Raw genomic sequence first — 23,904 nt, 5'->3', positions numbered from 1 at the left:
TTACACATGCCTTATAAATGTAAAAGCTGCGGTATCCCCGCAGCTTTTTTGTATATATTTTTAATGTATAAAAATGGTAATTGAATAATGTAGAACTCATTGGAATCTAATGGGTAGGTATCTTCATTTATGATAAAAATCAATCATAGTGAGGAGAAACAAAATGAATACGATGACTTTTGAAAAGTTACAATATAATGAATTAAAGGATATAGTGAAATCTTATTGTGTAAGTGGATTAGGTAAGGAATTATTAAACAAATTAGAGCCGAGTACGAGTCTAAAAGTAGTGAGAAATCGCTTGAATGAAACGACAGAAGCACGAGCTATATTAGATGCAGAAGGGCATGTTCCTTTCTTCGGTATTTCTAATATTGCTAGTACAATTCAAAAATTAGAAAAAGGGATGATTTTAGATCCAGAAGAATTAGTAAGTGTTTCAGACTTTTTACGTGGATGTAGAAAGATTAAAAAGTTTATGTTAGATAAAGAATTTTTTGCACCAGTATTAGCTTCTTATGCAAATTCAATGACTGAATTTAAAAGTATTGAAGAGGAAATTAACTTTTCAATTAAAGGAAATGGTATTGATGTAGCTGCAAGTAAAGAGCTAAAACGAATTCGAAATAATATCGATTCTGTAGATGGGAAAATAAAAGAACGTTTAACGAAGTTTTTAAATAGTAGTGCAAATAAGAAATTTATTCAGGAATTCTTTATTAGTAAAAAGGATGACCGTTATACGATTCCAATTAAATCTTCCTATAAAAACCAAGTTGCTGGAAGTATTATTGAAGCCTCGGCAAAAGGCTCTACTGTATTTATAGAACCGCATACGGTTACGAAATTGAATGCAGAATTAGCAGGTTTGAAAGCAGAAGAAGCTGTTGAAGAGTATCAGATTTTAGCGACTTTATCAGGAATGGTGTTAGAAAACATTTATAGTATAAAGATTAACATGGAGCTAATTAGTCAGTATGATATGGTATTTGCGAAGGCGAAGTTTAGTAAATCGATTGATGGAATAGAGCCGAAGTTAAACGATCATGGCTACATTCATTTAGTGAATTGTAAGCATCCGCTTTTAACAGGGCAAGTTGTACCGTTACATTTTAAAATTGGTCAAGAGTATCGTAGTTTAATTATTACAGGGCCGAATGCGGGCGGAAAGACAATTGTGTTAAAAACGATTGGATTGTTAACATTAGCTACAATGTCAGGCCTTCATATTGCAGGAGATAGAGGTACAGAAATCGCTATTTTCGAAAATGTATTCGTAGATATTGGTGATAATCAAAGTATTGAAAATGCATTAAGTACATTTTCGTCTCATATGAAAAACCTTTCTGAAATTATGAGAATGTCAAATAATAATACGTTACTATTATTTGATGAAATAGGGAGCGGTACAGAACCGAATGAAGGTGCAGCACTTGCAATATCTATTTTAGAAGAGTTGTACCTTGCGGGATGTATTACCGTTGCGAGTACGCATTACGGAGAAATTAAACGATTCTCAGAAATGCACGATGACTTTATGAATGCAGCGATGCAATTTAATAGTGAAACGTTAGAGCCGCTTTATAAATTAGTTATCGGAAAATCAGGAGAAAGTAATGCACTTTGGATTGCGAATAAAATGAGCGTAAAAGAACATGTACTGAAAAGGGCGAAAGAGTACATGGGAAATAAAGAGTACGCTTTAGAAAAAGTGAATGAAAGTAAAATTAGAAAACCGAAATTCGTACAAGAAAAAAGAGAATATCATTATGAGTACAAAATCGGCGATCGTGTGAATTTATTGGATTATGATGATTTTGGTATCATCTATAAGGAAAAAGATAATTTTTATAACGTTGTTGTATATTACAACGGTGAATTCGTTGAAGTGAATGTAAAACGTATTACTTTAGAGGTAGCAGCGAAGGAGTTATATCCAGAAGGATACGATTTAAATACACTATTTGTTGATTATAAAGAAAGAAAAATGCAACACGATATTGAGCGCGGATCGAAAAAAGCACTTCGTAAAATTCAAAAAGAAATAAGAAAGAATAGAGGATAAGTTAAAATGGTAACGATTAGACAAGAACAAAAAAACGATTATAGAAAAACAGAAGAAGTCGTAAAAGAAGCATTTTTAAAGGAAGAATTTAGTGATGAAACAGAACATGAACTTGTAAAACGTATTAGAGAATGTGATGCGTTTGTTCCGGAGTTATCAATTGTTGCGGTAGATGAAGATATAGTTGGTCACGTTATGTTATCGAAAATTACAATAGAACAAGGTGGAACTTCTGTGGAGTCATTGGCACTTGCGCCAGTTTCAGTTGCTAGGGGCCATCAGAAGAAAGGAATTGGTGGAAAACTAATCACGGCTGCTTTAGAAAAAGCGAAAGAACTTGGATACGGATCAGTTGTAGTGTTAGGACATCCAGAGTACTATCCGAAATTTGGTTTTAAGAAAGCGAGTAAGTGGAATATAAAAGCACCATTTGAAGTGCCTGAAGAGGTGTTTATGGTGATGGAATTAAGGGAGAATGCTCTTGAAGGTGTAGAAGGAGTTGTTCAGTATTCGAGTGCATTTGCTGAGTAGGAGTATCGGTTAAGGAATAATCATAAAAGATGCTATCTTTTTGTAGAGATATACAGAAAGATAGCTTTTTTTATTAAGCAAATTCACTTACGTATATTTTGCTCAATGAATAATTAAGATGGTAAAATTGATATAGAAATGTAAAAGGAGAGAAAAGGATGAAGAATAGAGAAACAGATAGCAATGAGAATGTAGTTACGTTATATGTTACAAGACACGGAAAAACAATATTAAATACGAATCATCGCGCGCAAGGCTGGGCAGACTCTCCGTTAGTGGAAAAAGGTGTTGAAGTTGCCTCTAATTTAGGAACAGGATTAAAAGATGTTCATTTTACGAATGCGTATAGTAGTGATAGCGGCCGAGCGATTGAAACTGCTAATTTAGTATTAAAATATAGTGAGCAATCAAAGTTAAAACTTGAGAAAAGAAAAAAATTACGAGAATTAAATTTTGGTATTTTTGAAGGTGAAAAACTTGAAAATATGTGGGATGTGGTTGGAAAAGCTGCGGGCGTTGCATCGCCAGAAGAACTTATGAAGTTTTCTATTCAAGAAGTGATTAATCTTATTAGAGCAGCAGACCCTACGAAACAGGCGGAAGATTGGGAATTATTTTCTACTCGTATAAAAGCAGAGATTGATAAGATTAGTGAAGAAGCTGCTGCAAATGGTGGCGGTAATGTTTTAGTTGTCGTTCATGGGCTCTTGATTACTACCTTAATCGAAATGTTAGACAGTAGCAAAACAAAACTTGGAGTAGAAAATGCTAGTGTGACGAAGATTGTATATCAAGATGGAACATACACAGTCGAGTCTGTTGGAGATATGAGTTACGTTGCAAAAGGGAAAGAAAGTGTGGAAATATAAAAATAAGAAAGGGAAGGTAGAGAAATCTAGCTTCCTTTTCATTTTGTGAATTACGGGATTAATAAAATCTTCCCTGTGCTTTTTCTGCTCTCTAATAATTTATGTGCAAGAGCACCATCTTGTAAGGCGAATGTAGTAGGATTCGCAATGTTTAATTTTCCAGTAGCGATCCAATCAAATAATTGAGTAGAGCGCTGCTTACGTTCTTCAAAAGTAGTAAGCACATTCCAAAGGTCTCCGCCAGTTAAAGTTTTCGAAGTATCCATAAGCATACGCGGATCAACGGGCGCAGGATTACCACCAGCCATTCCGTAAAATACGACAGTACCACCAGTTTTAGTTGCGCTAAAACTTGCCTCTAATGTAGAACCTACTGATTCATATACAACATTTACTCCATCACCGTTTGTTGTTTCAAGTACTTTCGCAGGCCATGCTTCAGTATATAAAAATACGTGATCAGCACCAGCTAACGTGGCTATCTGTGCTTTTTCTTTTGATGACGTTAGGCCGATTACTTTTCCGCCTAGTAGTTTAATGATTTGAATAAGAAGTTGCCCAACACCACCAGCTGCGGCATGTACTAAAGCTATATCACCTTGTTTTATTTCATAGCTATCTTTCGTTAAATAATGTGCTGTTAATCCTTGTAATAAGACAGAAGCGGCTGTTTCAAAAGAAATAAAATTTGGAAGTGTAATTGCTTTTTCAGATGGAACGGCAACTAATTCTGCATTTGAGAATGGAACGTCAGCAAATGCAATACGGTCTCCGGGATTGATAGTAGTAACGTTAGCTCCTACTTTTTCAACAATACCAGCACCTTCATAACCTAATATATAAGGAGGGTTACCAGCGAGATGATATTCACCGCGGCGTCTATAAATGTCGGCGAAATTTAAACCGATTGCTTTCGTGCGGACAAGAATTTCATTTGGATTTATGATTGGATTATTGAGTTCTTTATATTGTAGTACATCCGGATTTCCGAACTGTTCGAAACAAAGTGCTTTCATATGGAATACCTCCATTTTATTGTTTGTCGATGCTCTTTATCATACAATACAAATATCGATAGACAAAGAAGATTATTTCGATGAAATCAATCGGAAATATCGATTGAAAAGAGGGACGATAAATGGAGATAAAACAATTAATTACATTTAAAATAGCCGCGGACATTTTGAATTTTACGCAAACTGCGAAGAAATTAAACTTTGCTCAATCGAGCGTAACAGCACAAATTAAAACGTTAGAAGCTGAGCTAGGTACGCCGTTATTTGAAAGATTAGGAAAACGCCTTTTCTTAACTGAAGCGGGCAGAAAGTTTCAATTATATGCCGACAAGATGATTGCACTCAGTAACGAAGCGAAAATGGCTGTGAAAGATGATGAAGAAATAGCAGGTACGTTAATAATCGGTGCGCAAGAAAGCCAATGTACATATAGACTTCCTTCTATATTAAAGAGGTTTAAAGCACAATTTCCTCAAATAAAGCTTATATTTAAACCAGCGCATTCCAATAAAGATGCGAAGGAACAATTGATGGAGGGAAAAGTCGATCTTGCCTTTATTTTGGACGAATGTAAAACAGAAGATGTTTTACATGTGGAGCCCCTTATGAAAGAAGAATTAAAAGTAGTAGCTGCTCCAGGGCATCATTTACTCGAGCAAACTTCTGTTTCTACAAAAGATTTAGAAAGTGAGACGCTGTTGCTAACAGAGCTAGGGTGCTCGTACCGAACTTTATTTGAAGAGCTATTTCGTACAGAAGATGTGTATCCAGCAAATAAAATTGAGTTTGTTAGTGTAGAGGCAATTAAACAATGTGTTATTGCAGATTTAGGTATAGCCGTGTTGCCAGCAATAGTAGTAGAAAAAGATATACGAGAGGGAACGATAAAAGAGTTACATCTAGAAAATACTATCAATCCAATTTTTACGCAAATTGCTTGGCATAAAGATAAGTGGATGACAGCACCGTTACAGCAATTTATTGATGTGACGAGGGAGTTTTTTATAACAGATTAAGTGGAGAAATATTTATTTATATAAAAGAAAAAATGGCACTTTTGTATAAAGAACCGATGCTTGCATGTAACAAGTATCGGTTCTTTTATATTTTAAATAAAGAATGATATAAAATGTGTATTTCTCAACTTTTTTTCTTACAAGGATAAGTAAAATTCTTCGTATATTCCAATAATCATAAGGAAATTTACAACGTTTATTCATTTCTGTAAGATGCCTCTAGGAAGTATGAAAGGAGGGGCGTACATAGGGGGGATTGTCTTTATTAAACGTACTTATTTTGAGGGAGGAGATTGAAAATGTTTAAAAAGTTAATGAAAGTATGTGTATTAAGCGTGGCCAGTGTAGGGGTATTATTTAGTTTCCAAGGAAGTACATTTGCGGCTACTGATTTAAGTAGTTATTATGACGGGAAAAATCCGGCTACAACAAAAGTATACGGGGGAAGTACGACGTGTGATGCAGATGGATTTAATGCCAAATCTACAGCGGTGTATGAGGGTAGTAAAAAAGTAGGGACAGTGTATTTACGTTACAGTAATAAATGTCACGCAGCATGGTCTAAGCTTGTTTTAGATCAACCAGCACCTTCCGTTTCTGGAGGGATATATGCTTACGCTGTTATTAATAAATATAAAAACGGTGTATTTCAAAAATCAGTAGACTCTAATAGTGGTAATGGAGCAATTAAAACAGGGCAAACGAGTACGTATACAGGAATGGTATTTGATTTAACTGCTGATTTCGGATATACAGCTGATGCTGAAGCGGTTACGTTTAATAACGGTTATGGAAAAACAGGACGCTATTAAGAAGGAGTGGAATACTTTGAAACTTTTGAAAAAGCTAAGTGCATGTTTTTGTCTGTCGTTGCTCGTTTTAACTAGTATGTTTAGTACGACTGGTAATGATAAAGCGTATGCAGAAGATCATTCGTATGATGGGAAAAGTCCGTATTACAATAGCTGTGATCAATCAGCAGTAACGAAAGAAAAGAAGTGGATTGATTCCAATTCTTATGTGGAATTAAAATTTAGCACAACGTGTAAGACAGCATGGGCAAAAGTTACAGTAACTCGTGCAGCAGTATATAATAACGAAGCTGATGCAAGAATTGTAAGAAAAACAGATGGAAAGGCATACACTTGCGGAAGTGCTGGAGGAAATGGTGTTGTGAATAAAGGGCAAACATCATGTTTTACGCCAATGGTATATGATTTAGATCCAAGAAAGGCACAAGCGCAGGGGAAACATGCCATTCCGAATAGTGATGCATATAATTATGCGGAGACTATTTGGTATTGATGAGGATATGGAGATTGTAAGATAGAATATTTTAAGAGCATGTTTTGATTGGATTTCAAAACATGCTCGATTTGTATTCATTCTAATTTTTTTAGTAATTATGGACCATTGAATTAACTAAGGTCTGTATCAGGAGGAGTATATCCAAGATGACGAGCTATTGATACAATTTGTCCTTTATGATGAAACTCATGAGTCTCCGTATGAGTTAAAAGCCATAGCGGTGTTGTGCTCCAAGGTTCTTTTTGCCATTTCACTTCATTTGCTATGTTTTCAAGCCAACGATCATTGTATTCATCTAAAAAACGTTGTACAGTCTCATCTACTAATTTAAATCTAGCACGGACTTTCGCGACATCTGCATGCTCAATTTCGTAATCGCTAGCAAATGAAAAATCTGCTCTTTTTTGCTTGAATGCGAATGACCCAAGCCAGTATCGATAGCAATCGGCTACATGAATATGTGTCTTTATAATGCTACCGCTCCCGAAATTCGGAACAGTGCTATGTAATTTTTCTAATGGGATTTCTTCTAAAAATGTGAATAGAGTTTCTCTTGTAGAGCTAATAAGATTATATTGCTGTTTTAAAATATGTAACATGCAAGTACACTCCTCTTTTATTTACATAGTAAGTAATTCTATATTTACGAGGAGTGAACCTTTTTATTATTCTTAATAAGCATATTAGATGTATTTCTTATTTGTTTCTGATAGATTAAACAAGGTGAAACTTTAATAAGTTGAACATTATTAGTTCATAATAAATTGTACATCAAGAAGGGGAACGATAAAATGAATAGACTAGTGGGTTTAAAACAATTTGAAATAACGCGCGGGGCGTTACTTAAATTTATGGAAACGTTAGATGATAAAACTGCGGATACGCAGCCAGAGGGTTTTAACAATACAATTCGTTGGCATATCGGTCACGTGTTAACAGCAGCAGAAGTTTTCATGTTTGGAAAAGAATTTAAACAATTACCAACTGAATATCCAGGTATGTTTGGGTATGGATCACGACCATCTAAATGGAAAACAGAAGGACCATCGTTAGAAATGTTAACGGCTCAATTAAAAGAACAAGCAAAACGTATTAACGAAATTCCAGCAGAAGCATTTGAAAATAAACTGCCAGAGCCATTCCTAGGATTGGAAACAGTAGGAGAGCTATACGGTATGATGCTTTATCATGAAGCAGATCATATTGGTCAAATGAAAGCGATGGAACGCATTATTAAAGCTCTTTAGTCTTAATTGCATATAACAAGCAATACAGATGTAATGTTAAATAATATATACAAAAAAGGTAGATAAATTATTATCTACCTTTTTTGTATAACTTCTTGAAGGATTAGGGATTATCATCGTGATGCTGATGAAGAAAGATAAAAAACAATATATAGAGATAAGAGAATTTTATAATTTTTATGGTGTAATTATTAATTATAGTATTCCTAAATATGGAATATACGTATAATAATAGAGAAGAACTAGAAATAGGGGTGAATACTATGATTACATTAGAACAGAAGTTGGAACAATATACACATACATATGGACAGTTAAAGGGAGAACTAAAATGGAAAACGAGTGATTCTCGAACAGGAATGATGATTGCTGCTATGTATGCAGGTAGTGATAAATTGTTTGATCTCGGACGTTTTTTAGAAATTAGTAGTTATATTAAGAATCAGGTAGGGATGTTTTCATACTTAAAGTCTTATCATCGTTTTGTAGTGGCCGCAACATTAGATATTCACTTTACAGATTACAAGAAAGCTTTTAGGAAGTTTTTAGATTTATATGAAAAATTGGTCACTGGTGGCTTTAGCCGAAGTATATTTACTTATCTCGCAGCAGCTGTGCTTTTAACAGAAGAAGATGAACAGCATGGCGCGCACATTCAGCGTTCGATGCAAGTATATAAACGCATGAAAAAGGATCACCTCTTTCTTACAAGTACAAATGATTATCCGCTCGCGGTTTTATTAGCAGGACAATCAGAGGATGTAGAAACACTTATGGACCGAGTGGAACGCCTTTATCAGAAACTAGCGACAGCTGGCTTGCGTAAAGGGAATGATCTTCAATTTTTAAGTCATATTCTCTCACTAAAGAAGGATGTCAGGGAAGATCTATTAGTTGCAAAATGCACAAATATATGGAATTTGTTAAAGCAAGAAAAGGTAAAAGTAAAACAGATGCATTACCCAGCTATCGGGCTACTAGCGTTACTCGAGGACGGAGAAAAAGAGATTCATTCTATTCGAGCATTTATCGAAAAATTGCAGGGGGATAAATTATTCCGTTGGCATACAGATACAAATATTCTTATTGCTATTCAACTGTTCGTAAGTCAGAAAGGTGAGGAAAGTAAAGCTACCAACACAGGTTTACAAACAATGATAGAAGTCCTCATACAAGCACAACAGGCAGCCATGATGGCAACCATTGCCGCTTCATCTGCAGCAACATCTTCTGCTAGTAGTGGTTCATAATGTGCAACTGCTTATGCTCTTGTAAATTATAACTCCTTTGATTAGGACGGTTTAAAAAATATTTTTAAAAAAAGCCCATCACTCTCTAATGAGTGATGGGCTAACTGTTTTTACATAATCAGCATTATCTTTTTGATTCCTTTAAATGTTTGAGTTGCGTAACAATCATAATGCTAATAACAACGAGTAAAAACCATGAACTAATTTTGCTTAAGTGAACGAGATTCCATGCTTCCCGTTGATTTGGATATTGCCATGCTCCGAAAAATGTTGCGATATTCTCTGCAATCCAAATGAAGAAACCGATAAGGAAAAAGGAGAGAACGAGTGGCATTTTATATGTAACGCCTTGTAATGAAAATTGTACAAATGTGCGAGAGAAAACAATGAATAGTAGTAAAGTTAATAGCCATCTAAAGTCGTATGTAAAGTGGTGTGTGAAAAAATTGAAGTAAATCATAGCTCCTAACGGCACGGCAAAAATAGCTTTCGGCCAATGATGCATTTGTAAATGCAACCTTCTCCACGCTTGGCAAATGTAACTTGCGACACTAGCATACATAAAACCGCTGTAAAGCGGGACCCCAAAAATCTTTGAATATGCCTCTTCAGGATAACTCCATGAACCGAAATGAACTTTATATATTTCTAGAAAGAGTCCGATGAGGTGAAAGACAGTAATTACTTTTAATTCGTCTTTTGTCTCAAGTCCAGTCTTGTACATAATCCACTGCATAAGAAGGCATACGATGAGTATGAAATCATAACGATATAACCCTGGGATTGAAACAATTTTTGAAAGGGCTAGTGTTAAGAAAATAACGACTGGGAATAAGCAAGATAATGCTTGCTCGTAAGTGAAATGTAGTAGTTGTTTTATATAGAACATTGTGTCACCTTCGATGTTTTTGTTGGAAAAATCAAAATAATTAATAAGTATACTACAATTTTAAAAATAATCCAGTAGTCTATTTTGCATGTATTTGTAAGTTTTAGAAGGGAATTGTAATGAGTATTTTAATATTGTAGCAAAGTAAAAAAATAGTTTGCTATTTAAAAAAAGTGGGGATATAATATCTAAATGAAAATGATAATTATTATCAATAATAATTACAAATAAAAAATAATTATAAAAAACAACTGAATATAAAGGATGAAATGAAACATGTTACATAAGTCTACTGTACATGCTGGTAGTAACCGCTGGATACATATTAAGTTCATATGTTTCATGAGCTTAACAATTTTATGTTTAATTGGATCTATATTTTTAGCCATTTCATTTGGTGCAAAGGATATTCATTTACAAACGGTGTGGGCAGCGGTTTTGGATTACAATCCGAAATTAACGCAGCATCAAATTATTTATGAATTAAGGCTCCCGAGAGTGATTGGAGCAGCAGTTGTAGGAGCAGCTTTTGCAGTTGCTGGTGCTGTTATGCAAGGAGTAACACGAAATCCTTTAGCTGATGCAGGTGTACTCGGAATAAATGCAGGTGCGATGTTTGTAGTAGCACTTAGTTTTGCTTTTTTTCCGCATATGCCGTATTCCTATTTAATGATTGTTTCCTTTATTGGAGCTGTCTTAAGTACAGTACTTATTTTTGTTATTGGATCAGCAACATCAGGCGGATTAACACCAATGAGGTTAACGATTGCTGGAGCGGTTATGGCAGCGCTTTTACATTCATTAAGTTCAGGTGTTGCGATTTATTATGATTTAAGCCAAGATTTAGCGTTTTGGTACGCTGGTGGTGTTGCAGGCGTTAAGTGGGAACAATTGAAATTTTTAGTTCCTATTATTCTTATAACGATTGTTTTTGCAATAGTGTTAGGGCGATCTATTTCACTCATATCAATGGGGGATGATGTTGCTACAAATTTAGGAGTGAAAACGAACCGAACGAGAATACTAGGGATGATTATAGTAGTTATTCTGGCAGGTGTTTCTGTTTCGACTGTTGGTTCTATTGGATTTGTAGGACTAGTTATCCCGCACATTGCTAGAAAATTAGTTGGTGTTAATTATAGACTCATTATTCCTATGTCAGCATTATTAGGAGCTATGTTATTAGTTGTAGCTGATTTAGGGGCAAGAACAGTAAATCCTCCTAAGGAACTTGCGATAGGGATTATGGTAGCTCTTGTTGGAGTTCCGTTCTTCCTCTATATAGCACGTAAAGTTGGGAGGGAGTTATAAGTGAAGGATCTTTTTAACACGGATAAAAAGAGAGCTATTGCTGTAACTACAATCTTCGGATGTATAAGTATCGCTGTAATTTTAATTAGTTTAAATACAGGGACACTGAGTATAGCGCCACTTAAAGTAATTGAAACACTTTTTGGTTATGGTGATTTTGAGAGTGCAACCGTGCTATATGATTATCGTATGCCAAGAATTATAATCACAATGTTAGCCGGTATTGGCCTTGGGATTTCCGGTGCGATTTTGCAAGGATTATCACGTAATGCACTTGCAGACCCTGGTATTCTTGGACTGCATTCAGGTGCATCTTTCGGGCTAATTATATTCGTTACATTCTTTCATTCTATTAATGAAAGTGCATCCATTTTAATACCGTTATTTACATTTGGCGGAGGAGTATTAGCTGCATTTCTTATTATTTTACTTGCGAGTGATCGGTCAAAAGGTTTACTTCCCATTAGACTTATTCTCGTTGGTATTGCAGTTTCAGCTGGTTTTAGTGCAATTTCGTTATTTTTCTCTCTCAAGTTAAATGATGAGACTTATACATTTGCTTCTAGATGGCTAGTTGGTAACGTGTGGGGAAGGGATTGGATTCATGTCCTTGCATTATTACCTTGGATTTTCATACTAACCCCTTATGCGTGGCTAAAATCTAAAACGTTAAATGCATTGTCACTAGGTGATAGTGTAGCAGCAGGACTTGGTGTTTCTGTTCAAAAAGAACGGTTATTACTTTTAGCTACAGCGGTTGGATTATCTTGCGCAAGTGTATCGATGGCAGGGGGGATTGGTTTTATCGGTTTAGTTGCTCCGCATATCGCAAGGAAGTTAGTAGGTACTACATATCAACACTTTCTTCCTTTAGCTGGCATTATCGGAATGATTATTTTAGTACTAGCAGATACGATAGGTCGTTCTATATTTGAACCAAATTCTATTCCGGCTGGTGTAGTAGTGGCAGCTTTAGGAGCACCGTATTTTCTTTATTTACTTACAAAAACAAAATAAATACTTCAAAGAGGAGAACATATGAAAAAGAAACTTACTATTTTATTTAGCGTGATGTGTATTTTAGTATTAGCAGCATGCGGTCAAACGAAAGCTAATGAAGAGGCAACGAAAAAAAAGGAAAAAAGTAATGACCCAAAAATTGCTTCAATGTCTATTCATTTAACGAATAATTTACTTGCATTAGGAATTACACCAGTAGGTTCTGTTATTGGTGGAGATTTAAAAGATTTCTTACCGCATGCTAAAGAGAAGTTGAAAGATACGAAGAAGCTTGGTGTTGTAACAGATCCGAATATGGAAGCGTTACTTCAATTAAAGCCAACGGACATTTATGTTGATGAAAAATATGCTGGCAAAGATGTAGCGAAATACGAGAAAATTGCAAAAACACATTCTTTCAATTTAGATGAAGGTACGTGGAGAGATCATTTAAAACAAGTTGGTAAACTTGTAAACCGTGAGAAAGAAGCGGATAAATATATTCAAGATTACGAAGAGCAATCAAAACGAGTAAAAAGTTTAATAGATAAAGAGTTAGGTAATAACGAAAAAGTAATGGCAATTCGCGTTACTGCAAAAGAATTACGAGTATTTAGTACGAAAAGACCGATGGGACCAATTTTATTCCAAGACTTAGGATTACAACCTGCAAATGGTGTAGAGAAAATTGATGGAAACCGTCCTTTCGAAGTCATTTCACAAGAAGTATTACCTGACTTTGATGCAGATGCTATTTTCGTTGTCGTTAACAGAGATGATAAAGCGAAAGCTGCATTTAAACAACTACAAGAAACACCAATTTGGAAAGATTTAAAAGCTGTTAAAGGTAAGCACGTATATATTATTAATGACCAACCATGGCTTGACTATTCTGCTTTAGGTAACAAAATGGCAATGGATGAAGCGGAGAAAATGTTTACGAAATAATATCGATTCGTCGTTAGGAAGATCCTCTGAATTTTGAGGATCTTTTTTATTGTTAGAATAAATGAAAAATTATACAATGAATTTAATTTAATGTAGAGGAGATGTGCCAATGTCAGCGCTTATTGTAAGTGTCCCGTTTATAAAGCAGTTTATGGAACAAGGGGATAAATAGGCTAAAATAAGTATCCCCGCTATTAAAAAAAGGGGACTTTGAAATGACAATGAATCTTTTTCGAAATAAAACGATTAAATTATCAGCTATTAGAGAAGCTGATGCTAAAGTAATGGCTATGTGGCAAGAGGATAGTGAGTATTTAAGAAATGTAGATACAGATGTAGCATTCCCGCAATCTTTAAATGAAATAGCAAGTGATGGGCTATTAAAAGGACGGAGATCGAATAGTGTTTCTTTCATGGTAAGGACAGTTCAAGAAGATCGCTTAATTGGTTTTGTGGCGATTCATGGTATAGAGTGGAATAACGGAACAGGTTTATTAGCCATTGGTATAGGAGATGCGAATGGTAGAGGAAAGGGATATGGGAAAGAAGCAATACATCTTATTCTAAAGTATGCTTTCTATGAATTGAATTTACACCGCATCGGTCTTGATGTTATTTCGTATAATAAACTTGCCATTGCATTGTATAAAAAGATGGGTTTTCAGATGGAAGGCTGTATGAGAGAAGCGGTTCAAAGAGATGGGAAGTGTTTTGACCGTATGATTATGGGGATATTGCGGGATGAATGGATAGAGCTGCAAGGTTAGAAAGTACATTCAAAATTATATATGTAGTATGCAGGAGATATAATGGTAATTGGCGAAAATTTACAGTGTATTGATTGAACTTATAAGGAGTCATGTGAGATGAACTTAGAAAAAGCAAAACCAGTAAATGAAGAGGTCGCCGAATTAAAAGAACTAATTAAAGAGTTACACGGAAGTGTGCACCAACTTCAAAGTGAAGTGCAGCAACTAAGGCACGAAAGACCAGTTGTTGAAGTGAGAAAAGGTGTTCAATTATCACCAACAATTGTCGGACAAATTGGTGGTATGATTTTAGGTGGTTTAGCAATTATCGGTATATTTTGGTGATGAAAAAAGGTTTGCAGCACGATGCTGCAAACCTTTTTTATTTGACGATATAATTTCATGCAATACAACTTTTACATTAAATAACGTAAATATATATAAGCATGTGATAACAAGAGTGCAACAATAGTTAACGGTAAACCAATTTTTAAGAAGTCCATATACGAGAATCCATGTCCTTCACGTTTTGCAATACCAGCAACGACTACGTTTGCAGATGCTCCGATTAGCGTTCCATTTCCTCCTAAGCAAGCTCCAAGTGATAACGCCCACCATAGTACTTCGATTTGCGGAGAGTCGACAGATAGTCCGAGTCCTGTAGCTAAGTCTTGAATAAGCGGGATCATCGTTGCGACAAATGGGATGTTGTCGATTGTCGCAGATGCGATGCCAGATACCCATAAAATAAGTATAGCTGCGAATCCGATGTCACCGTTTGTTACGTCGATTACTTCTTTTGCAAGTGAAGAGATAAGTCCGATATCAATTAACCCGCCAACGAGAACGAATAGTCCGGCGAAGAAGAAAATGGTTACCCATTCAACGTGGGCAAATACATCTTCAATATCATGTTCTTTCACGCCGATTAACATAAGAAGTGTAGCGCCTGTCATCGCGATAACAGCAGCGTCTACATGAATAATCGAATGAAGTACGAAGCCTAAAATAGTTAGTCCTAAAATCGAAATGGATTTTAAAAGGAGGCTTTGATCTTTAATGTAATCTTTTTCGTTTAATGCCATTAGTTTTTCGATTTGTTCAGGTGTTGTTTTTAGTTTGTTACGATACATGAAGTAAATAATGCCAAGTGTCACAATAGAAATAATAATTACGATTGGAGCTAAGTTAAGTAAAAAGGCGTTAAAGTCTAAATGTTTGTTTGCTGATCCAATCATAATATTAGGTGGATCACCGATTAATGTTGCTGTTCCGCCTATATTTGAAAATAGTACTTCTGAAATCAAATAAGGCACAGGATTTACTTTTAAAATACGTGTAATGGATAATGTAACAGGAACGATTAATAAAACGGTTGTTACGTTGTCCAAAAATGCTGATCCGACAGCGGTTAATAGGGATAGTAATAATAAAATGCGAATCGGTTTTCCGCCAGCTGCTTTTGCCGCTTTAATGGCCACAAATTCAAAGACGCCTGATTGACTCGTAATATGTACGAGAATCATCATCCCAATTAAAAGGGTAATCGTTTCCCATTGAATATGTGATGTGAAAGCAGTATGTAAATCTACAACTCCAAAAATAATCATAATAGCAGCACCGAATAGTGCGATTACAGCACGATTCAATTTCTCAGAAATAATAAATCCGTACGTGATTAAAAATACGGCAATTGCAAAATAATATTGCCAATTTGCAACTTCATGTGCTGATTGTTCCAATCATGTCACCTTCTTTAAAGTATGTATTCAATTGTAGAAATGTATCTCGCTGCAATAATGCTGGATAAAATATATTGTAGCAAATTCAAAAAAGAAAGAAAACTATTTAACGAAGTGAAGGAAAAAATGTATTTTTTACATATCATATAAAAAATATAAAAAACACAGTGCAAATTATTAGGAAAAGTGAGCGTTGTCCTCTAATATAGAGATAGCAATTTACATTATTTTTGCGTAAAATGGTTTAAAGAGGTGAATTCCGATGGAAATAGTAAAAGATAGTTCTCTTATTCAAAATGAAATTGAACGTTTTGTAAATAAAGATGTATATATTCATTTAGAAACGACAAACGGAGCGTATGCATCACACATAAATGAAAAGATGATGACAGTTGGTGCTTTCATTCGAAATGCAATTATTCGCTTTGAACGCGGGAAGATAACTGGAACGAACCCATACCGCGTTGGTCTGAAAATGGAGCATGGTTGGGTATATGCTGAAGGTATTACGCACTGGGAAGTAGACAATCAAGAGCGTTTATTACTAGGTGGACATGATAATTTAGGTCGTCTAGCAGTTGCACTTGAGTTAAGCTTAACGCCATTTAAGTAAGAAGGAGGGAAACTTATGGAGAGACATGTACTTGTTGTATTTCCGCATCCAGATGATGAAGCATATGCTGCGGGAGGAACAATTCGCTTATTAACAGATCAAGGAGTACCTGTAACATATGCATGTGGTACTCTAGGACAAATGGGACGTAACATGGGTAAGAATGTATTCGCTAACCGTGAAACGATTCCAAATATCCGTGAGAAAGAATTGAAAGATGCTTGTGAAGCGATGGGCATTAAAGATTTAAGAATGCTTGGCTTCCATGATAAAATGTTAGAGTTTGAAGATGTTGATTTTGTTGCTGACAAAATTGAAGCAATAATTCAAGAAGTAAATCCATCTCGAATTATTACATTTTATCCAGAGCACGGTGTACATCCAGATCATAATGCATTTGGCCGCGCTGTCGTTCGCGCTGTATCACGTATGCCAAAAGAAGAGCGCCCAGTTATTCATGCTGTTGCGATTACGAAAAATCGTGAGGCAGTATTAGGAGAACCGGATGTTGTAAATAACATTAGTGAAGTATTTGATCATAAATTAACTGCACTAGGTGCTCACCGTTCACAAACAGAAGCAATGCTTGAAGACACGCATGCAAAAATAAAAAATAAAGATGCAGCAACATTAAAATGGCTGCAACTTGAACAATTTTGGACTTATAAATGGGAGTAGGCTAGAAGGATATCTTCTAGTTGCTCTTACATAGAAAAAGCGCCGTCACTTGTGATGGCGCTTTTTCTTGTTGACGACTATATATTTCTTAGGGTGCTTCAAAATTTTTAAATTAACGTGCAGTATAGCCTCCATCAACAAGAAGTGTTGTACCGTTAACAAAACTAGCATCATCACTTGCTAAAAATAAGACAGCTTTAGCGACTTCTTCTGGTGTTCCAAGTCTGCCTTGTGGATGAAGTGAAGCTAAATATTCTTTCTGTTGAGGATTAACACTACCAAGTAAAGGGGTGTCAATATAACCGGGGCACACCGCATTAATACGTATTCCATATTTAGCGTAGGCAGTACATAAATTTTGAGTTAATAGTTTCACACCACCTTTTGCAGAGGAGTATGCTGTTGGGGTAGGTAATGAAACAAAACTATGAATCGAACCAGCGTTAACGATGACACCACCTGTACCTTGTTTAAGGAATTGTTCAATCGAATATTTATCAGAAAGGAATACCCCAGACAAATTAATATCAATAGTTTTTTTCCACTTTTCATAGGATAATTCGTTTGCCGGTGCATCATCAGCAACGCCGGCATTGGCATACATAATATCTAATTTACCGTATGTACTTACTGTCTCATGAATTAGCTGTTTAATATCTGCCTCTTTTGTTACATCAGTTTTAATAAATAACGTATTATATCCATGTGCATTCAATTCATCTGATAGTTCTTTTCCACGTTCAGAAAAGTCAGCAATAACTACTTTTGCACCTTCTTCGATAAAAAGACGAACAGTAAATTCGCCAATTCCACTTGCACCACCAGTTATGATTGCTACTTTGTCTTTTAATTTCATATAAACCTCTCCATTCATCAATGAATTTAAGTCGAATTTTTAAATCTTGTTATTAAACTATCAATCTTAAATAGTAAGTAGATAGAAGAAAAAGCCCGCGTTTACTTAATCGTAAAAGCCCGATTGGTGAGGGCTGATAATCAGTGAGGGATGAACAAAACCCCCACTGATTAAAGTTTTACTTTATTGTACTTTTTGATACAGTGATGGACGAAAATATTAATTTGGTCAATTTTATCATTAGATTGAATATTTGGTAAAGAGCTCTCGAAAAGAGCGAGTGCAGATGCTGAAAAATTAAAATAAACATTCAGTATTATTTGTAGGGTAAAGAAGAAAGGGGAGAGATGCATAACGAAAAATACTATGCTAGTTAAATAGGAAAAAGCCTTGCAGGGGGGCAAGGCTTTAAACAGGGTATTAAAAATTATTGATTTATTAAGAATAACTTCTTCTTGTGAATAAACTAATTTTAGCATAATAACTCATATATATGTGTTACGAATTTGTGAATAAAAATTCGATGATAAAAGTATGAGTGAAAGGAAATAATGTATTTGAAATATGCATTATTACACAAAGTTCAGTTGAAATAGGGAGGGAAATAAAAAAGCGCAATGAGCGAGATAATTAAGAGACGAATTATACCAAAGATCAGTGGAACGCCTAATACTAGATTTCTTTTTGCATTTAATTCTTTAGAACTGATTTTTAATAATGTATATAAGAAGCGTATATTTTGAATTATTTAATAGAATAATATATATTTATATTGATTTAATGATTTTAGTTTTTTAAAAATGGGGAAATCGATATGAAGGTTAAATTTGCCGTAATAAAAGATGAGAACTTTGATTGTAGTTTATTGGAAACAAAATTATTGAAAACTTTTAAAGAAGTAGATTGTGAAGCAAATATTGTAAAGGTTGAGGATGAAATTTTTGAAAACAATGATATACAAACGTATTTATTAGAAATAACCATTAATGTTATTGGAAAAAATATCGGATTTAGATCCGTTTCAGCCAGTATATTTATTGTTCTAGAGAGTTTATCAATACAGCTATTTCGTATTCATATTAGTATACTTTAAGCAGTTCAAAAAGTGGATTCTTCAGAAAATCATACTGATTATATTGAGTTGTAAATATGAAAACAATAGAAATTATCGTAGGTGCTCCCGAATGTTGGATTGCACCTTGTTTGTTGTTAAATAAACAAGGGATACCTTTTCTAATTTTAATGTATCTCAGCGCTAATTTATAAATAGAAGAATGGAAACATGTGAGTAATTCAATTAGATTGTACAAATAATTTGGTACGCGGATATACGGAATGTATTCACAGGTAAGAGGGTTGTCTCATAATATATATAGATTTTTCTATTAAGATGAACAGAGGGTGTGAATAAATGGAAGATGTTTACGCTAAAATTGACAGTCTCAAGGCGGAGCAAAAAGAAATTATGAGAGACATTCGAAATTTAGAAACGCGTACCACTATTAATGAGAAAGACATAGCAACAATCAATAAGCAATTAGAAAAAATAAGTACAAACACAACTTGGATTTTGCGAATTATTATTAGTGCGATAGTAATGTCAGTTTTAGGATTGATATTAAAAGGAATGATTTAGTCTTGTAAGATAGGACGATATAAAAGAAAGAGGGGAGCTCCCTCTTTCTTTTGTGTAAATGAGAAGCTATAAATTTTCCGTTTCCTTTTCATCTGCATATTTTTCCTCTAAAGAGATTAATAGAGGAATGGATACAGTTACTAGAATGATTAAAGTGCTTATAAAAGATTTAGAAAGAGAAAAAGAACTGTCAATTAAAGGTGATAAAAACTTGAATGAAAGTATACTTGTTATTAAGGAAATTACTAAAAAGCTAAAAAGAGATATATTTTTATTCTTTATAGATGTTTCTATAAAGTCTTTAACACAGGTTATTACGACAAATATAGTTAATATGATAAGAGAAACAAAATAATGTGTTAAATTCGTCATACTAATAGTAGGGTCGTCTATTATGTAAGCAAGTAACTTAGATACTAATATTCCTCCAAACAATAAAATAATAAAAGCGAGTAATCCTTCTGATATATAAGTGCTGAAATTGTCTTTCTTGTTAAAGAGTTTATAGTTTAGAGTAGATTGGGTTATTTGAATTAGGAATAGGCTAATAATCCATACATAATATACAATTGGTAATTCTCCTGAGAATAGAGAAATTAGAAAGTTTAATACTGTTCTTAAAATTTCAATCATTACGAAAGTCCTCCTACTTGTTCAGCTTTATGACATTGGGAATATATAGGCTATCGTTTTATAATTAGGTTTATACATTCAAACTATTTCTAATTATTCCATAATAAGGTGTTTATATCAAGTTGTTATCTTCTATGGGTGTATTAGTTGTTCACTAATATAAAAAGAACCTTCGAACGTTAATACTAGAAAAATAAAAGTAATATGTAATATAATTGAAAAAGTATGTTTTAAAATTAATGTTAATATTACCCTCCTATAAGTATTAACATACGTAATTGAGGTGTTTTCTTTGTTGTTTTATGACCGGATTTCTATAATGGCCCCTCCTGTTCCGTAGCTTAGGAAAGTCTTTTTACTTCTGAGATTTTCAAAGTTATAGGAGGGTATGAAAAATGAAAAAAGTCTCAGTACCATCACTTTTGTTAATGATTGTTCTTGTCGCATTTCCGCAAATTAGTGAAACGATTTACACACCGTCTTTACCAGACATTTCAAAGGCGTTACATGTAAGTAATAATGAGGTGCAGTTAACACTTAGTGTGTATTTTGCTGGATTTGCTTTAGGTGTATTTTTTATTGGGTGGTTATCAGATATAATCGGTCGTCGCCGGGCGATGTTACTTGGAATTGTCGTATATGGCGCTGGGAGTTTCTTATGCTTTATTGCAAATTCCATTGAAGTTTTATTGCTAAGTCGTTTTATTCAAGCGTTTGGAGCAAGTGCAGGATCCGTGGTTACACAAACGATTCTTCGGGAAAGTGTAGATGGGCATAAACGCCATGTTATGTTTGCTCAAATTTCGGCAGTCATTGCTTTTACACCAGCGATAGGCCCGCTAGTTGGGGGCTTTCTTGATCAAATGTTTGGATTTAAAATAGTATTTTTAAGTTTAGTTGTTATGAGTGTCGGGATTTTTCTGTATACGTTTGTTTCTCTTCCAGAAACAAAAACAGACTCAGTGACAAATAAAATAAATGTCTTTTCAGTATTGAAAAGATTAATTACAAATCCGAAGGTAGTAACATATGGGCTATTCATTGGAGGAGCAAATGGTGTTTTATTTAGCTATTATGCAGAAGCACCGTTTATCTTTATTGAATACTTTCAGTTATCACCCAGTACGTATGGATTTTTAGGAATTGTTGTTGCGTCTGCTTCTATTGTTGGAGCGAAAGTTTCAAAATGTTTACTGGTTACTTATAAGCCAGAGAAAATTATATATATCGGTTGTCTTGTAATGACAGGTGGAGCAGTCGTTTTATCTATTATTACTTCAGTTGAATCAAATCCAAATATAATATATATGATTGGATTTTTAGTAGCGATGTTTATATTGCTATTAGGAATTGGAGTAGCGTTACCTAATTGTTTAAGTTTAGCATTAGTAGATTTTCAAGATGTTATTGGTACAGCTGGTGCATTGTTTAGCTTAGGGTACTATATAATTGTAACGGTGACAATTTTGGGAATGAGTCAGCTGCATACGGGCTCGTTACTGGTGATGCCACTTTATTTTCTGGTTATTGTAGTTATTATGATGGTGTTTACTAAAGTGTTTATTTTAGGTAAACAAACTTCAAAAGCAATTTAAATATGAAATGGTAAAAGGGTCTCATTAAAAATGAGACTCTTTTATATTTTATGCCTCAAAATTGGACTGGACTAAAGAAGTTAGTAATTTATTAATATATTAAATTTCTGATTGGTATATGAATCTAACGTTTGGGAAATCAAGTTATCAACTATGAAGATTGAAGTACATGAGATGTGAAACCGAGGAAGAAATGCCATCCTCGGTTATTTATATTGTAATAATATTCATACCGGAATCATATTGAATAGATGTATTTTATTGTTAATTTAGTTAAAAATTAAGCAGACTTATGTATAATAATTTATTGAAAAAATAATTGAATTTTTCAGATTAATGAATTAATATAAGGTAAGTAATTTTAATATTTATAGAATATTGGAAGATGAAAGGTTTTGAGAATTTTATTAGGAGCACAAAACGATTTTAGGATAGCTTTAAAGCTAGTGTAAAATGACGTTTGCTTCATCATTTTCAGGGCCGAAAGGAATTAGGGGAAAGCATCTTGTTTTAAAATGCGGCTATGAATCATCTAAGAGGGGGAAGTGAAGTGGCAAACAAAGAGTTGAAAAGAGGTTTAGAAGCACGTCATATTCAAATGATTGCTTTAGGCGGAACAATTGGTGTTGGTTTGTTTATGGGGTCAGCCAGCACAATTAAATGGACAGGTCCGTCAGTAATGCTTGCTTATGCAATTGCAGGTATTTTCATCTTCTTCATCATGCGTGCCATGGGAGAAATGTTATATATGGAGCCAAGTACAGGCTCATTTGCGACATTTGGTCATAAGTATATTCACCCGTTAGCTGGCTATATGACAGCTTGGAGTAACTGGTTCCAGTGGGTTATCGTTGGGATGTCAGAAATTATCGCGGTTGGAGCGTATATGCAATATTGGTTCCCGGATTTACCAGCTTGGATACCAGGTATAATTGCAATGGTTATTCTTGGTGCAGCTAACTTAATTTCAGTTAAGTCATTTGGTGAATTTGAATTTTGGTTCGCGATGATTAAAATCGTTACGATTCTATTAATGATTATTGCAGGATTTGGCCTTATCTTCTTCGGAATTGGTAACGGAGGAGAAGCGATTGGCATATCTAACCTTTGGTCAAATGGCGGTTTCTTTACAGGTGGTTTTTCAGGATTCTTCTTTGCATTATCACTTGTAGTTGGAGCGTATCAAGGTGTGGAATTAATCGGGATTACTGCTGGTGAAGCGAAAAATCCGAAGAAGACACTTACAAGAGCGATTCAAAGTACAATTTGGCGTATTTTAATATTCTATATTGGTGCTATTTTCGTTATTGTAACTGTGTATCCGTGGGATCAATTAAGTACAATTGGTAGCCCGTTCGTAGCGACTTTTGCGAAAGTTGGTATTACGGCAGCAGCTGGACTTATTAACTTCGTTGTTATTACAGCGGCAATGTCTGGTTGTAATAGTGGTATTTATAGTGCAGGACGTATGCTGTATACGTTAGGTGTAAATGGACAAGCACCGAAATATTTCACAAAACTTTCTGGAAATGGTGTACCTTTATTTGGTACGGTTGGTGTAATTATCGGTTTAGCGGTTGGTGTTGTATTAAGCTATATTGCACCGAAAAACTTATTCGTATATGTATATAGTGCGAGTGTACTTCCTGGTATGGTACCATGGTTCGTCATATTAATTAGTCAAATTAATTTTAGAAAAGAAAAGGGAGCAGAGATGAAAGATCATCCGTTCAAAATGCCGTTTGCTCCTGTGACAAACTATTTAACAATTGCCTTTTTAATTATGGTGTTAATCGGAATGTGGTTTAACGATGATACTCGTATTTCACTAGTTGTAGGCATTATTTTCTTAGCTATCGTTACAATTAGTTTCTATGCTTTCGGAATAGGGAAACGAGCTCCGTTAGACGTTCAAAATAATCAAGAGATTTCAAGTAAATAAAGATAGTAAAA

General features: G+C 34.6%; 25 protein-coding genes. 19 read left to right on the top strand and 6 right to left on the bottom strand.

Features of this window, described 5'->3' with window-relative positions; genetic code table 11:
• The first annotated feature begins 163 nt into the window (after positions 1–163).
• The 3 genes from MHI26_RS17535 (at position 164) to MHI26_RS17525 (ending at position 3,465) form a co-directional block, all read left to right on the top strand.
• Positions 164–2,065, top strand: coding sequence for an endonuclease MutS2 (locus MHI26_RS17535; protein ID WP_061666703.1), 1,902 nt, complete (start codon positions 164–166; stop codon positions 2,063–2,065).
• Positions 2,066–2,071: 6 nt separating this feature from the next.
• Positions 2,072–2,596: a GNAT family N-acetyltransferase gene (locus tag MHI26_RS17530; RefSeq protein ID WP_000256468.1), complete on the top strand. Its 525-nt coding sequence runs from the start codon at positions 2,072–2,074 to the stop codon at positions 2,594–2,596.
• Between the two features lie 158 nt (positions 2,597–2,754).
• Positions 2,755–3,465, top strand: coding sequence for a histidine phosphatase family protein (locus MHI26_RS17525; protein ID WP_000797117.1), 711 nt, complete (start codon positions 2,755–2,757; stop codon positions 3,463–3,465).
• A 50-nt stretch (positions 3,466–3,515) separates the two neighbouring features.
• On the opposite strand, the gene MHI26_RS17520 is transcribed toward MHI26_RS17525, so the two are convergent.
• On the bottom strand, positions 3,516–4,481 hold the full coding sequence (locus tag MHI26_RS17520) for a quinone oxidoreductase family protein (RefSeq protein ID WP_000645248.1): 966 nt from the start codon (positions 4,479–4,481) through the stop codon (positions 3,516–3,518).
• A 122-nt stretch (positions 4,482–4,603) separates the two neighbouring features.
• Between MHI26_RS17520 and MHI26_RS17515 the strand changes: the two genes are divergently transcribed.
• The 3 genes from MHI26_RS17515 (at position 4,604) to MHI26_RS17505 (ending at position 6,802) form a co-directional block, all read left to right on the top strand.
• Positions 4,604–5,497, top strand: coding sequence for a LysR family transcriptional regulator (locus MHI26_RS17515; protein ID WP_000403845.1), 894 nt, complete (start codon positions 4,604–4,606; stop codon positions 5,495–5,497).
• Positions 5,498–5,796: 299 nt separating this feature from the next.
• Positions 5,797–6,309 (top strand): DUF2690 domain-containing protein, encoded by a 513-nt coding sequence (locus MHI26_RS17510; protein ID WP_000473755.1) that lies wholly within the window; start codon positions 5,797–5,799, stop codon positions 6,307–6,309.
• A 16-nt stretch (positions 6,310–6,325) separates the two neighbouring features.
• The gene (locus MHI26_RS17505) at positions 6,326–6,802 is read left to right on the top strand and encodes a DUF2690 domain-containing protein (protein WP_000771040.1); all 477 of its coding nucleotides are present in this window, start codon (positions 6,326–6,328) and stop codon (positions 6,800–6,802) included.
• A gap of 113 nt (positions 6,803–6,915) precedes the next feature.
• Here the strand turns inward: MHI26_RS17505 and MHI26_RS17500 are convergent, their stop codons facing one another.
• Entirely contained in the window at positions 6,916–7,404 is a 489-nt protein-coding gene (locus MHI26_RS17500) for a DinB family protein (protein WP_000902415.1), read from the bottom strand.
• A gap of 192 nt (positions 7,405–7,596) precedes the next feature.
• On the opposite strand from MHI26_RS17500, the gene MHI26_RS17495 reads away from it, so the two are divergent.
• Together MHI26_RS17495 and MHI26_RS17490 are read left to right on the top strand one after the other, a co-directional pair.
• Positions 7,597–8,052, top strand: a complete 456-nt coding sequence (locus MHI26_RS17495; protein WP_061666704.1) for a DinB family protein — start codon at positions 7,597–7,599, stop codon at positions 8,050–8,052.
• Between the two features lie 212 nt (positions 8,053–8,264).
• Complete coding sequence (locus MHI26_RS17490) at positions 8,265–9,302, top strand: DUF4003 domain-containing protein (RefSeq protein ID WP_003307539.1); 1,038 nt, start codon at positions 8,265–8,267, stop codon at positions 9,300–9,302.
• A gap of 124 nt (positions 9,303–9,426) precedes the next feature.
• Here MHI26_RS17490 and MHI26_RS17485 read toward each other — a convergent pair whose 3' ends face one another.
• Entirely contained in the window at positions 9,427–10,191 is a 765-nt protein-coding gene (locus MHI26_RS17485) for a DUF817 domain-containing protein (protein WP_000499389.1), read from the bottom strand.
• A 276-nt stretch (positions 10,192–10,467) separates the two neighbouring features.
• Here MHI26_RS17485 and MHI26_RS17480 point away from each other — a divergent pair, with 276 nt between their 5' ends.
• The 5 genes from MHI26_RS17480 to MHI26_RS17460 all read left to right on the top strand — a co-directional run bounded on the left by MHI26_RS17480 (position 10,468) and on the right by MHI26_RS17460 (position 14,543).
• The gene (locus tag MHI26_RS17480) at positions 10,468–11,502 is read left to right on the top strand and encodes a FecCD family ABC transporter permease (protein ID WP_000902737.1); all 1,035 of its coding nucleotides are present in this window, start codon (positions 10,468–10,470) and stop codon (positions 11,500–11,502) included.
• Positions 11,503–12,519, top strand: coding sequence for a FecCD family ABC transporter permease (locus tag MHI26_RS17475; protein ID WP_000653810.1), 1,017 nt, complete (start codon positions 11,503–11,505; stop codon positions 12,517–12,519). It abuts the gene before it with no gap.
• A gap of 21 nt (positions 12,520–12,540) precedes the next feature.
• A complete protein-coding gene (locus tag MHI26_RS17470) occupies positions 12,541–13,449 on the top strand; it encodes an iron-hydroxamate ABC transporter substrate-binding protein (protein WP_061666705.1) in 909 nt (302 codons plus the stop codon).
• Between the two features lie 215 nt (positions 13,450–13,664).
• Positions 13,665–14,216, top strand: coding sequence for a GNAT family N-acetyltransferase (locus MHI26_RS17465; protein WP_061666706.1), 552 nt, complete (start codon positions 13,665–13,667; stop codon positions 14,214–14,216).
• Between the two features lie 99 nt (positions 14,217–14,315).
• Positions 14,316–14,543: a hypothetical protein gene (locus MHI26_RS17460; protein WP_001047304.1), complete on the top strand. Its 228-nt coding sequence runs from the start codon at positions 14,316–14,318 to the stop codon at positions 14,541–14,543.
• A 71-nt stretch (positions 14,544–14,614) separates the two neighbouring features.
• Here MHI26_RS17460 and MHI26_RS17455 read toward each other — a convergent pair whose 3' ends face one another.
• Positions 14,615–15,940 carry an ArsB/NhaD family transporter gene (locus MHI26_RS17455; protein WP_000437984.1) on the bottom strand — a complete coding sequence of 442 codons (1,326 nt, stop codon included), beginning with the start codon at positions 15,938–15,940 and terminating at the stop codon, positions 14,615–14,617.
• 262 nt (positions 15,941–16,202) lie between these two features.
• On the opposite strand from MHI26_RS17455, the gene MHI26_RS17450 reads away from it, so the two are divergent.
• Both MHI26_RS17450 and bshB2 read left to right on the top strand, forming a co-directional pair.
• The gene (locus MHI26_RS17450) at positions 16,203–16,553 is read left to right on the top strand and encodes a YojF family protein (RefSeq protein WP_000407047.1); all 351 of its coding nucleotides are present in this window, start codon (positions 16,203–16,205) and stop codon (positions 16,551–16,553) included.
• 15 nt (positions 16,554–16,568) lie between these two features.
• The gene (gene bshB2 / locus MHI26_RS17445; protein WP_061666707.1) at positions 16,569–17,231 is read left to right on the top strand and encodes a bacillithiol biosynthesis deacetylase BshB2; all 663 of its coding nucleotides are present in this window, start codon (positions 16,569–16,571) and stop codon (positions 17,229–17,231) included.
• 112 nt (positions 17,232–17,343) lie between these two features.
• Here bshB2 and MHI26_RS17440 read toward each other — a convergent pair whose 3' ends face one another.
• Complete coding sequence (locus MHI26_RS17440) at positions 17,344–18,087, bottom strand: SDR family NAD(P)-dependent oxidoreductase (protein WP_061666708.1); 744 nt, start codon at positions 18,085–18,087, stop codon at positions 17,344–17,346.
• A gap of 814 nt (positions 18,088–18,901) precedes the next feature.
• Between MHI26_RS17440 and MHI26_RS17435 the strand changes: the two genes are divergently transcribed.
• Positions 18,902–19,180, top strand: a complete 279-nt coding sequence (locus MHI26_RS17435; RefSeq protein ID WP_061665809.1) for a hypothetical protein — start codon at positions 18,902–18,904, stop codon at positions 19,178–19,180.
• 318 nt (positions 19,181–19,498) lie between these two features.
• Positions 19,499–19,723 (top strand): hemolysin XhlA family protein, encoded by a 225-nt coding sequence (locus MHI26_RS17430; RefSeq protein WP_000390463.1) that lies wholly within the window; start codon positions 19,499–19,501, stop codon positions 19,721–19,723.
• 66 nt (positions 19,724–19,789) lie between these two features.
• Here MHI26_RS17430 and MHI26_RS17425 read toward each other — a convergent pair whose 3' ends face one another.
• A complete protein-coding gene (locus tag MHI26_RS17425) occupies positions 19,790–20,356 on the bottom strand; it encodes a DUF5823 family protein (protein ID WP_000570031.1) in 567 nt (188 codons plus the stop codon).
• A 395-nt stretch (positions 20,357–20,751) separates the two neighbouring features.
• Between MHI26_RS17425 and MHI26_RS17420 the strand changes: the two genes are divergently transcribed.
• The gene (locus tag MHI26_RS17420; protein ID WP_061665808.1) at positions 20,752–21,951 is read left to right on the top strand and encodes a multidrug effflux MFS transporter; all 1,200 of its coding nucleotides are present in this window, start codon (positions 20,752–20,754) and stop codon (positions 21,949–21,951) included.
• A gap of 550 nt (positions 21,952–22,501) precedes the next feature.
• On the top strand, positions 22,502–23,893 hold the full coding sequence (locus MHI26_RS17415; protein ID WP_001284411.1) for an amino acid permease: 1,392 nt from the start codon (positions 22,502–22,504) through the stop codon (positions 23,891–23,893).
• Positions 23,894–23,904: the final 11 nt, after the last annotated feature.

Source organism: Bacillus sp. FSL K6-1218, assembly GCF_038006445.1.
Lineage (GTDB): Bacteria > Bacillota > Bacilli > Bacillales > Bacillaceae_G > Bacillus_A > Bacillus_A thuringiensis_S.
The sequence above is the reverse complement of the archived record's forward strand: the minus strand, read 5'-3'. Positions and strand labels throughout refer to the sequence as shown.

What these genes read in the sequence shown, in the direction of transcription:
- MHI26_RS17535 (WP_061666703.1), top strand. Translation starts at nt 164, where the DNA reads ATGAATACGATGACTTTTGAAAAGTTACAATATAATGAATTAAAGGAT.
- MHI26_RS17530 (WP_000256468.1), top strand. Translation starts at nt 2,072, where the DNA reads ATGGTAACGATTAGACAAGAACAAAAAAACGATTATAGAAAAACAGAA.
- MHI26_RS17525 (WP_000797117.1), top strand. Translation starts at nt 2,755, where the DNA reads ATGAAGAATAGAGAAACAGATAGCAATGAGAATGTAGTTACGTTATAT.
- MHI26_RS17520 (WP_000645248.1), bottom strand. Translation starts at nt 4,481, where the DNA reads ATGAAAGCACTTTGTTTCGAACAGTTCGGAAATCCGGATGTACTACAA.
- MHI26_RS17515 (WP_000403845.1), top strand. Translation starts at nt 4,604, where the DNA reads ATGGAGATAAAACAATTAATTACATTTAAAATAGCCGCGGACATTTTG.
- MHI26_RS17510 (WP_000473755.1), top strand. Translation starts at nt 5,797, where the DNA reads ATGTTTAAAAAGTTAATGAAAGTATGTGTATTAAGCGTGGCCAGTGTA.
- MHI26_RS17500 (WP_000902415.1), bottom strand. Translation starts at nt 7,404, where the DNA reads ATGTTACATATTTTAAAACAGCAATATAATCTTATTAGCTCTACAAGA.
- MHI26_RS17495 (WP_061666704.1), top strand. Translation starts at nt 7,597, where the DNA reads ATGAATAGACTAGTGGGTTTAAAACAATTTGAAATAACGCGCGGGGCG.
- MHI26_RS17490 (WP_003307539.1), top strand. Translation starts at nt 8,265, where the DNA reads ATGGAATATACGTATAATAATAGAGAAGAACTAGAAATAGGGGTGAAT.
- MHI26_RS17485 (WP_000499389.1), bottom strand. Translation starts at nt 10,191, where the DNA reads ATGTTCTATATAAAACAACTACTACATTTCACTTACGAGCAAGCATTA.
- MHI26_RS17480 (WP_000902737.1), top strand. Translation starts at nt 10,468, where the DNA reads ATGTTACATAAGTCTACTGTACATGCTGGTAGTAACCGCTGGATACAT.
- MHI26_RS17470 (WP_061666705.1), top strand. Translation starts at nt 12,541, where the DNA reads ATGAAAAAGAAACTTACTATTTTATTTAGCGTGATGTGTATTTTAGTA.
- MHI26_RS17465 (WP_061666706.1), top strand. Translation starts at nt 13,665, where the DNA reads ATGACAATGAATCTTTTTCGAAATAAAACGATTAAATTATCAGCTATT.
- MHI26_RS17460 (WP_001047304.1), top strand. Translation starts at nt 14,316, where the DNA reads ATGAACTTAGAAAAAGCAAAACCAGTAAATGAAGAGGTCGCCGAATTA.
- MHI26_RS17450 (WP_000407047.1), top strand. Translation starts at nt 16,203, where the DNA reads ATGGAAATAGTAAAAGATAGTTCTCTTATTCAAAATGAAATTGAACGT.
- bshB2 (WP_061666707.1), top strand. Translation starts at nt 16,569, where the DNA reads ATGGAGAGACATGTACTTGTTGTATTTCCGCATCCAGATGATGAAGCA.
- MHI26_RS17440 (WP_061666708.1), bottom strand. Translation starts at nt 18,087, where the DNA reads ATGAAATTAAAAGACAAAGTAGCAATCATAACTGGTGGTGCAAGTGGA.
- MHI26_RS17435 (WP_061665809.1), top strand. Translation starts at nt 18,902, where the DNA reads ATGAAGGTTAAATTTGCCGTAATAAAAGATGAGAACTTTGATTGTAGT.
- MHI26_RS17430 (WP_000390463.1), top strand. Translation starts at nt 19,499, where the DNA reads ATGGAAGATGTTTACGCTAAAATTGACAGTCTCAAGGCGGAGCAAAAA.
- MHI26_RS17425 (WP_000570031.1), bottom strand. Translation starts at nt 20,356, where the DNA reads ATGATTGAAATTTTAAGAACAGTATTAAACTTTCTAATTTCTCTATTC.
- MHI26_RS17420 (WP_061665808.1), top strand. Translation starts at nt 20,752, where the DNA reads ATGAAAAAAGTCTCAGTACCATCACTTTTGTTAATGATTGTTCTTGTC.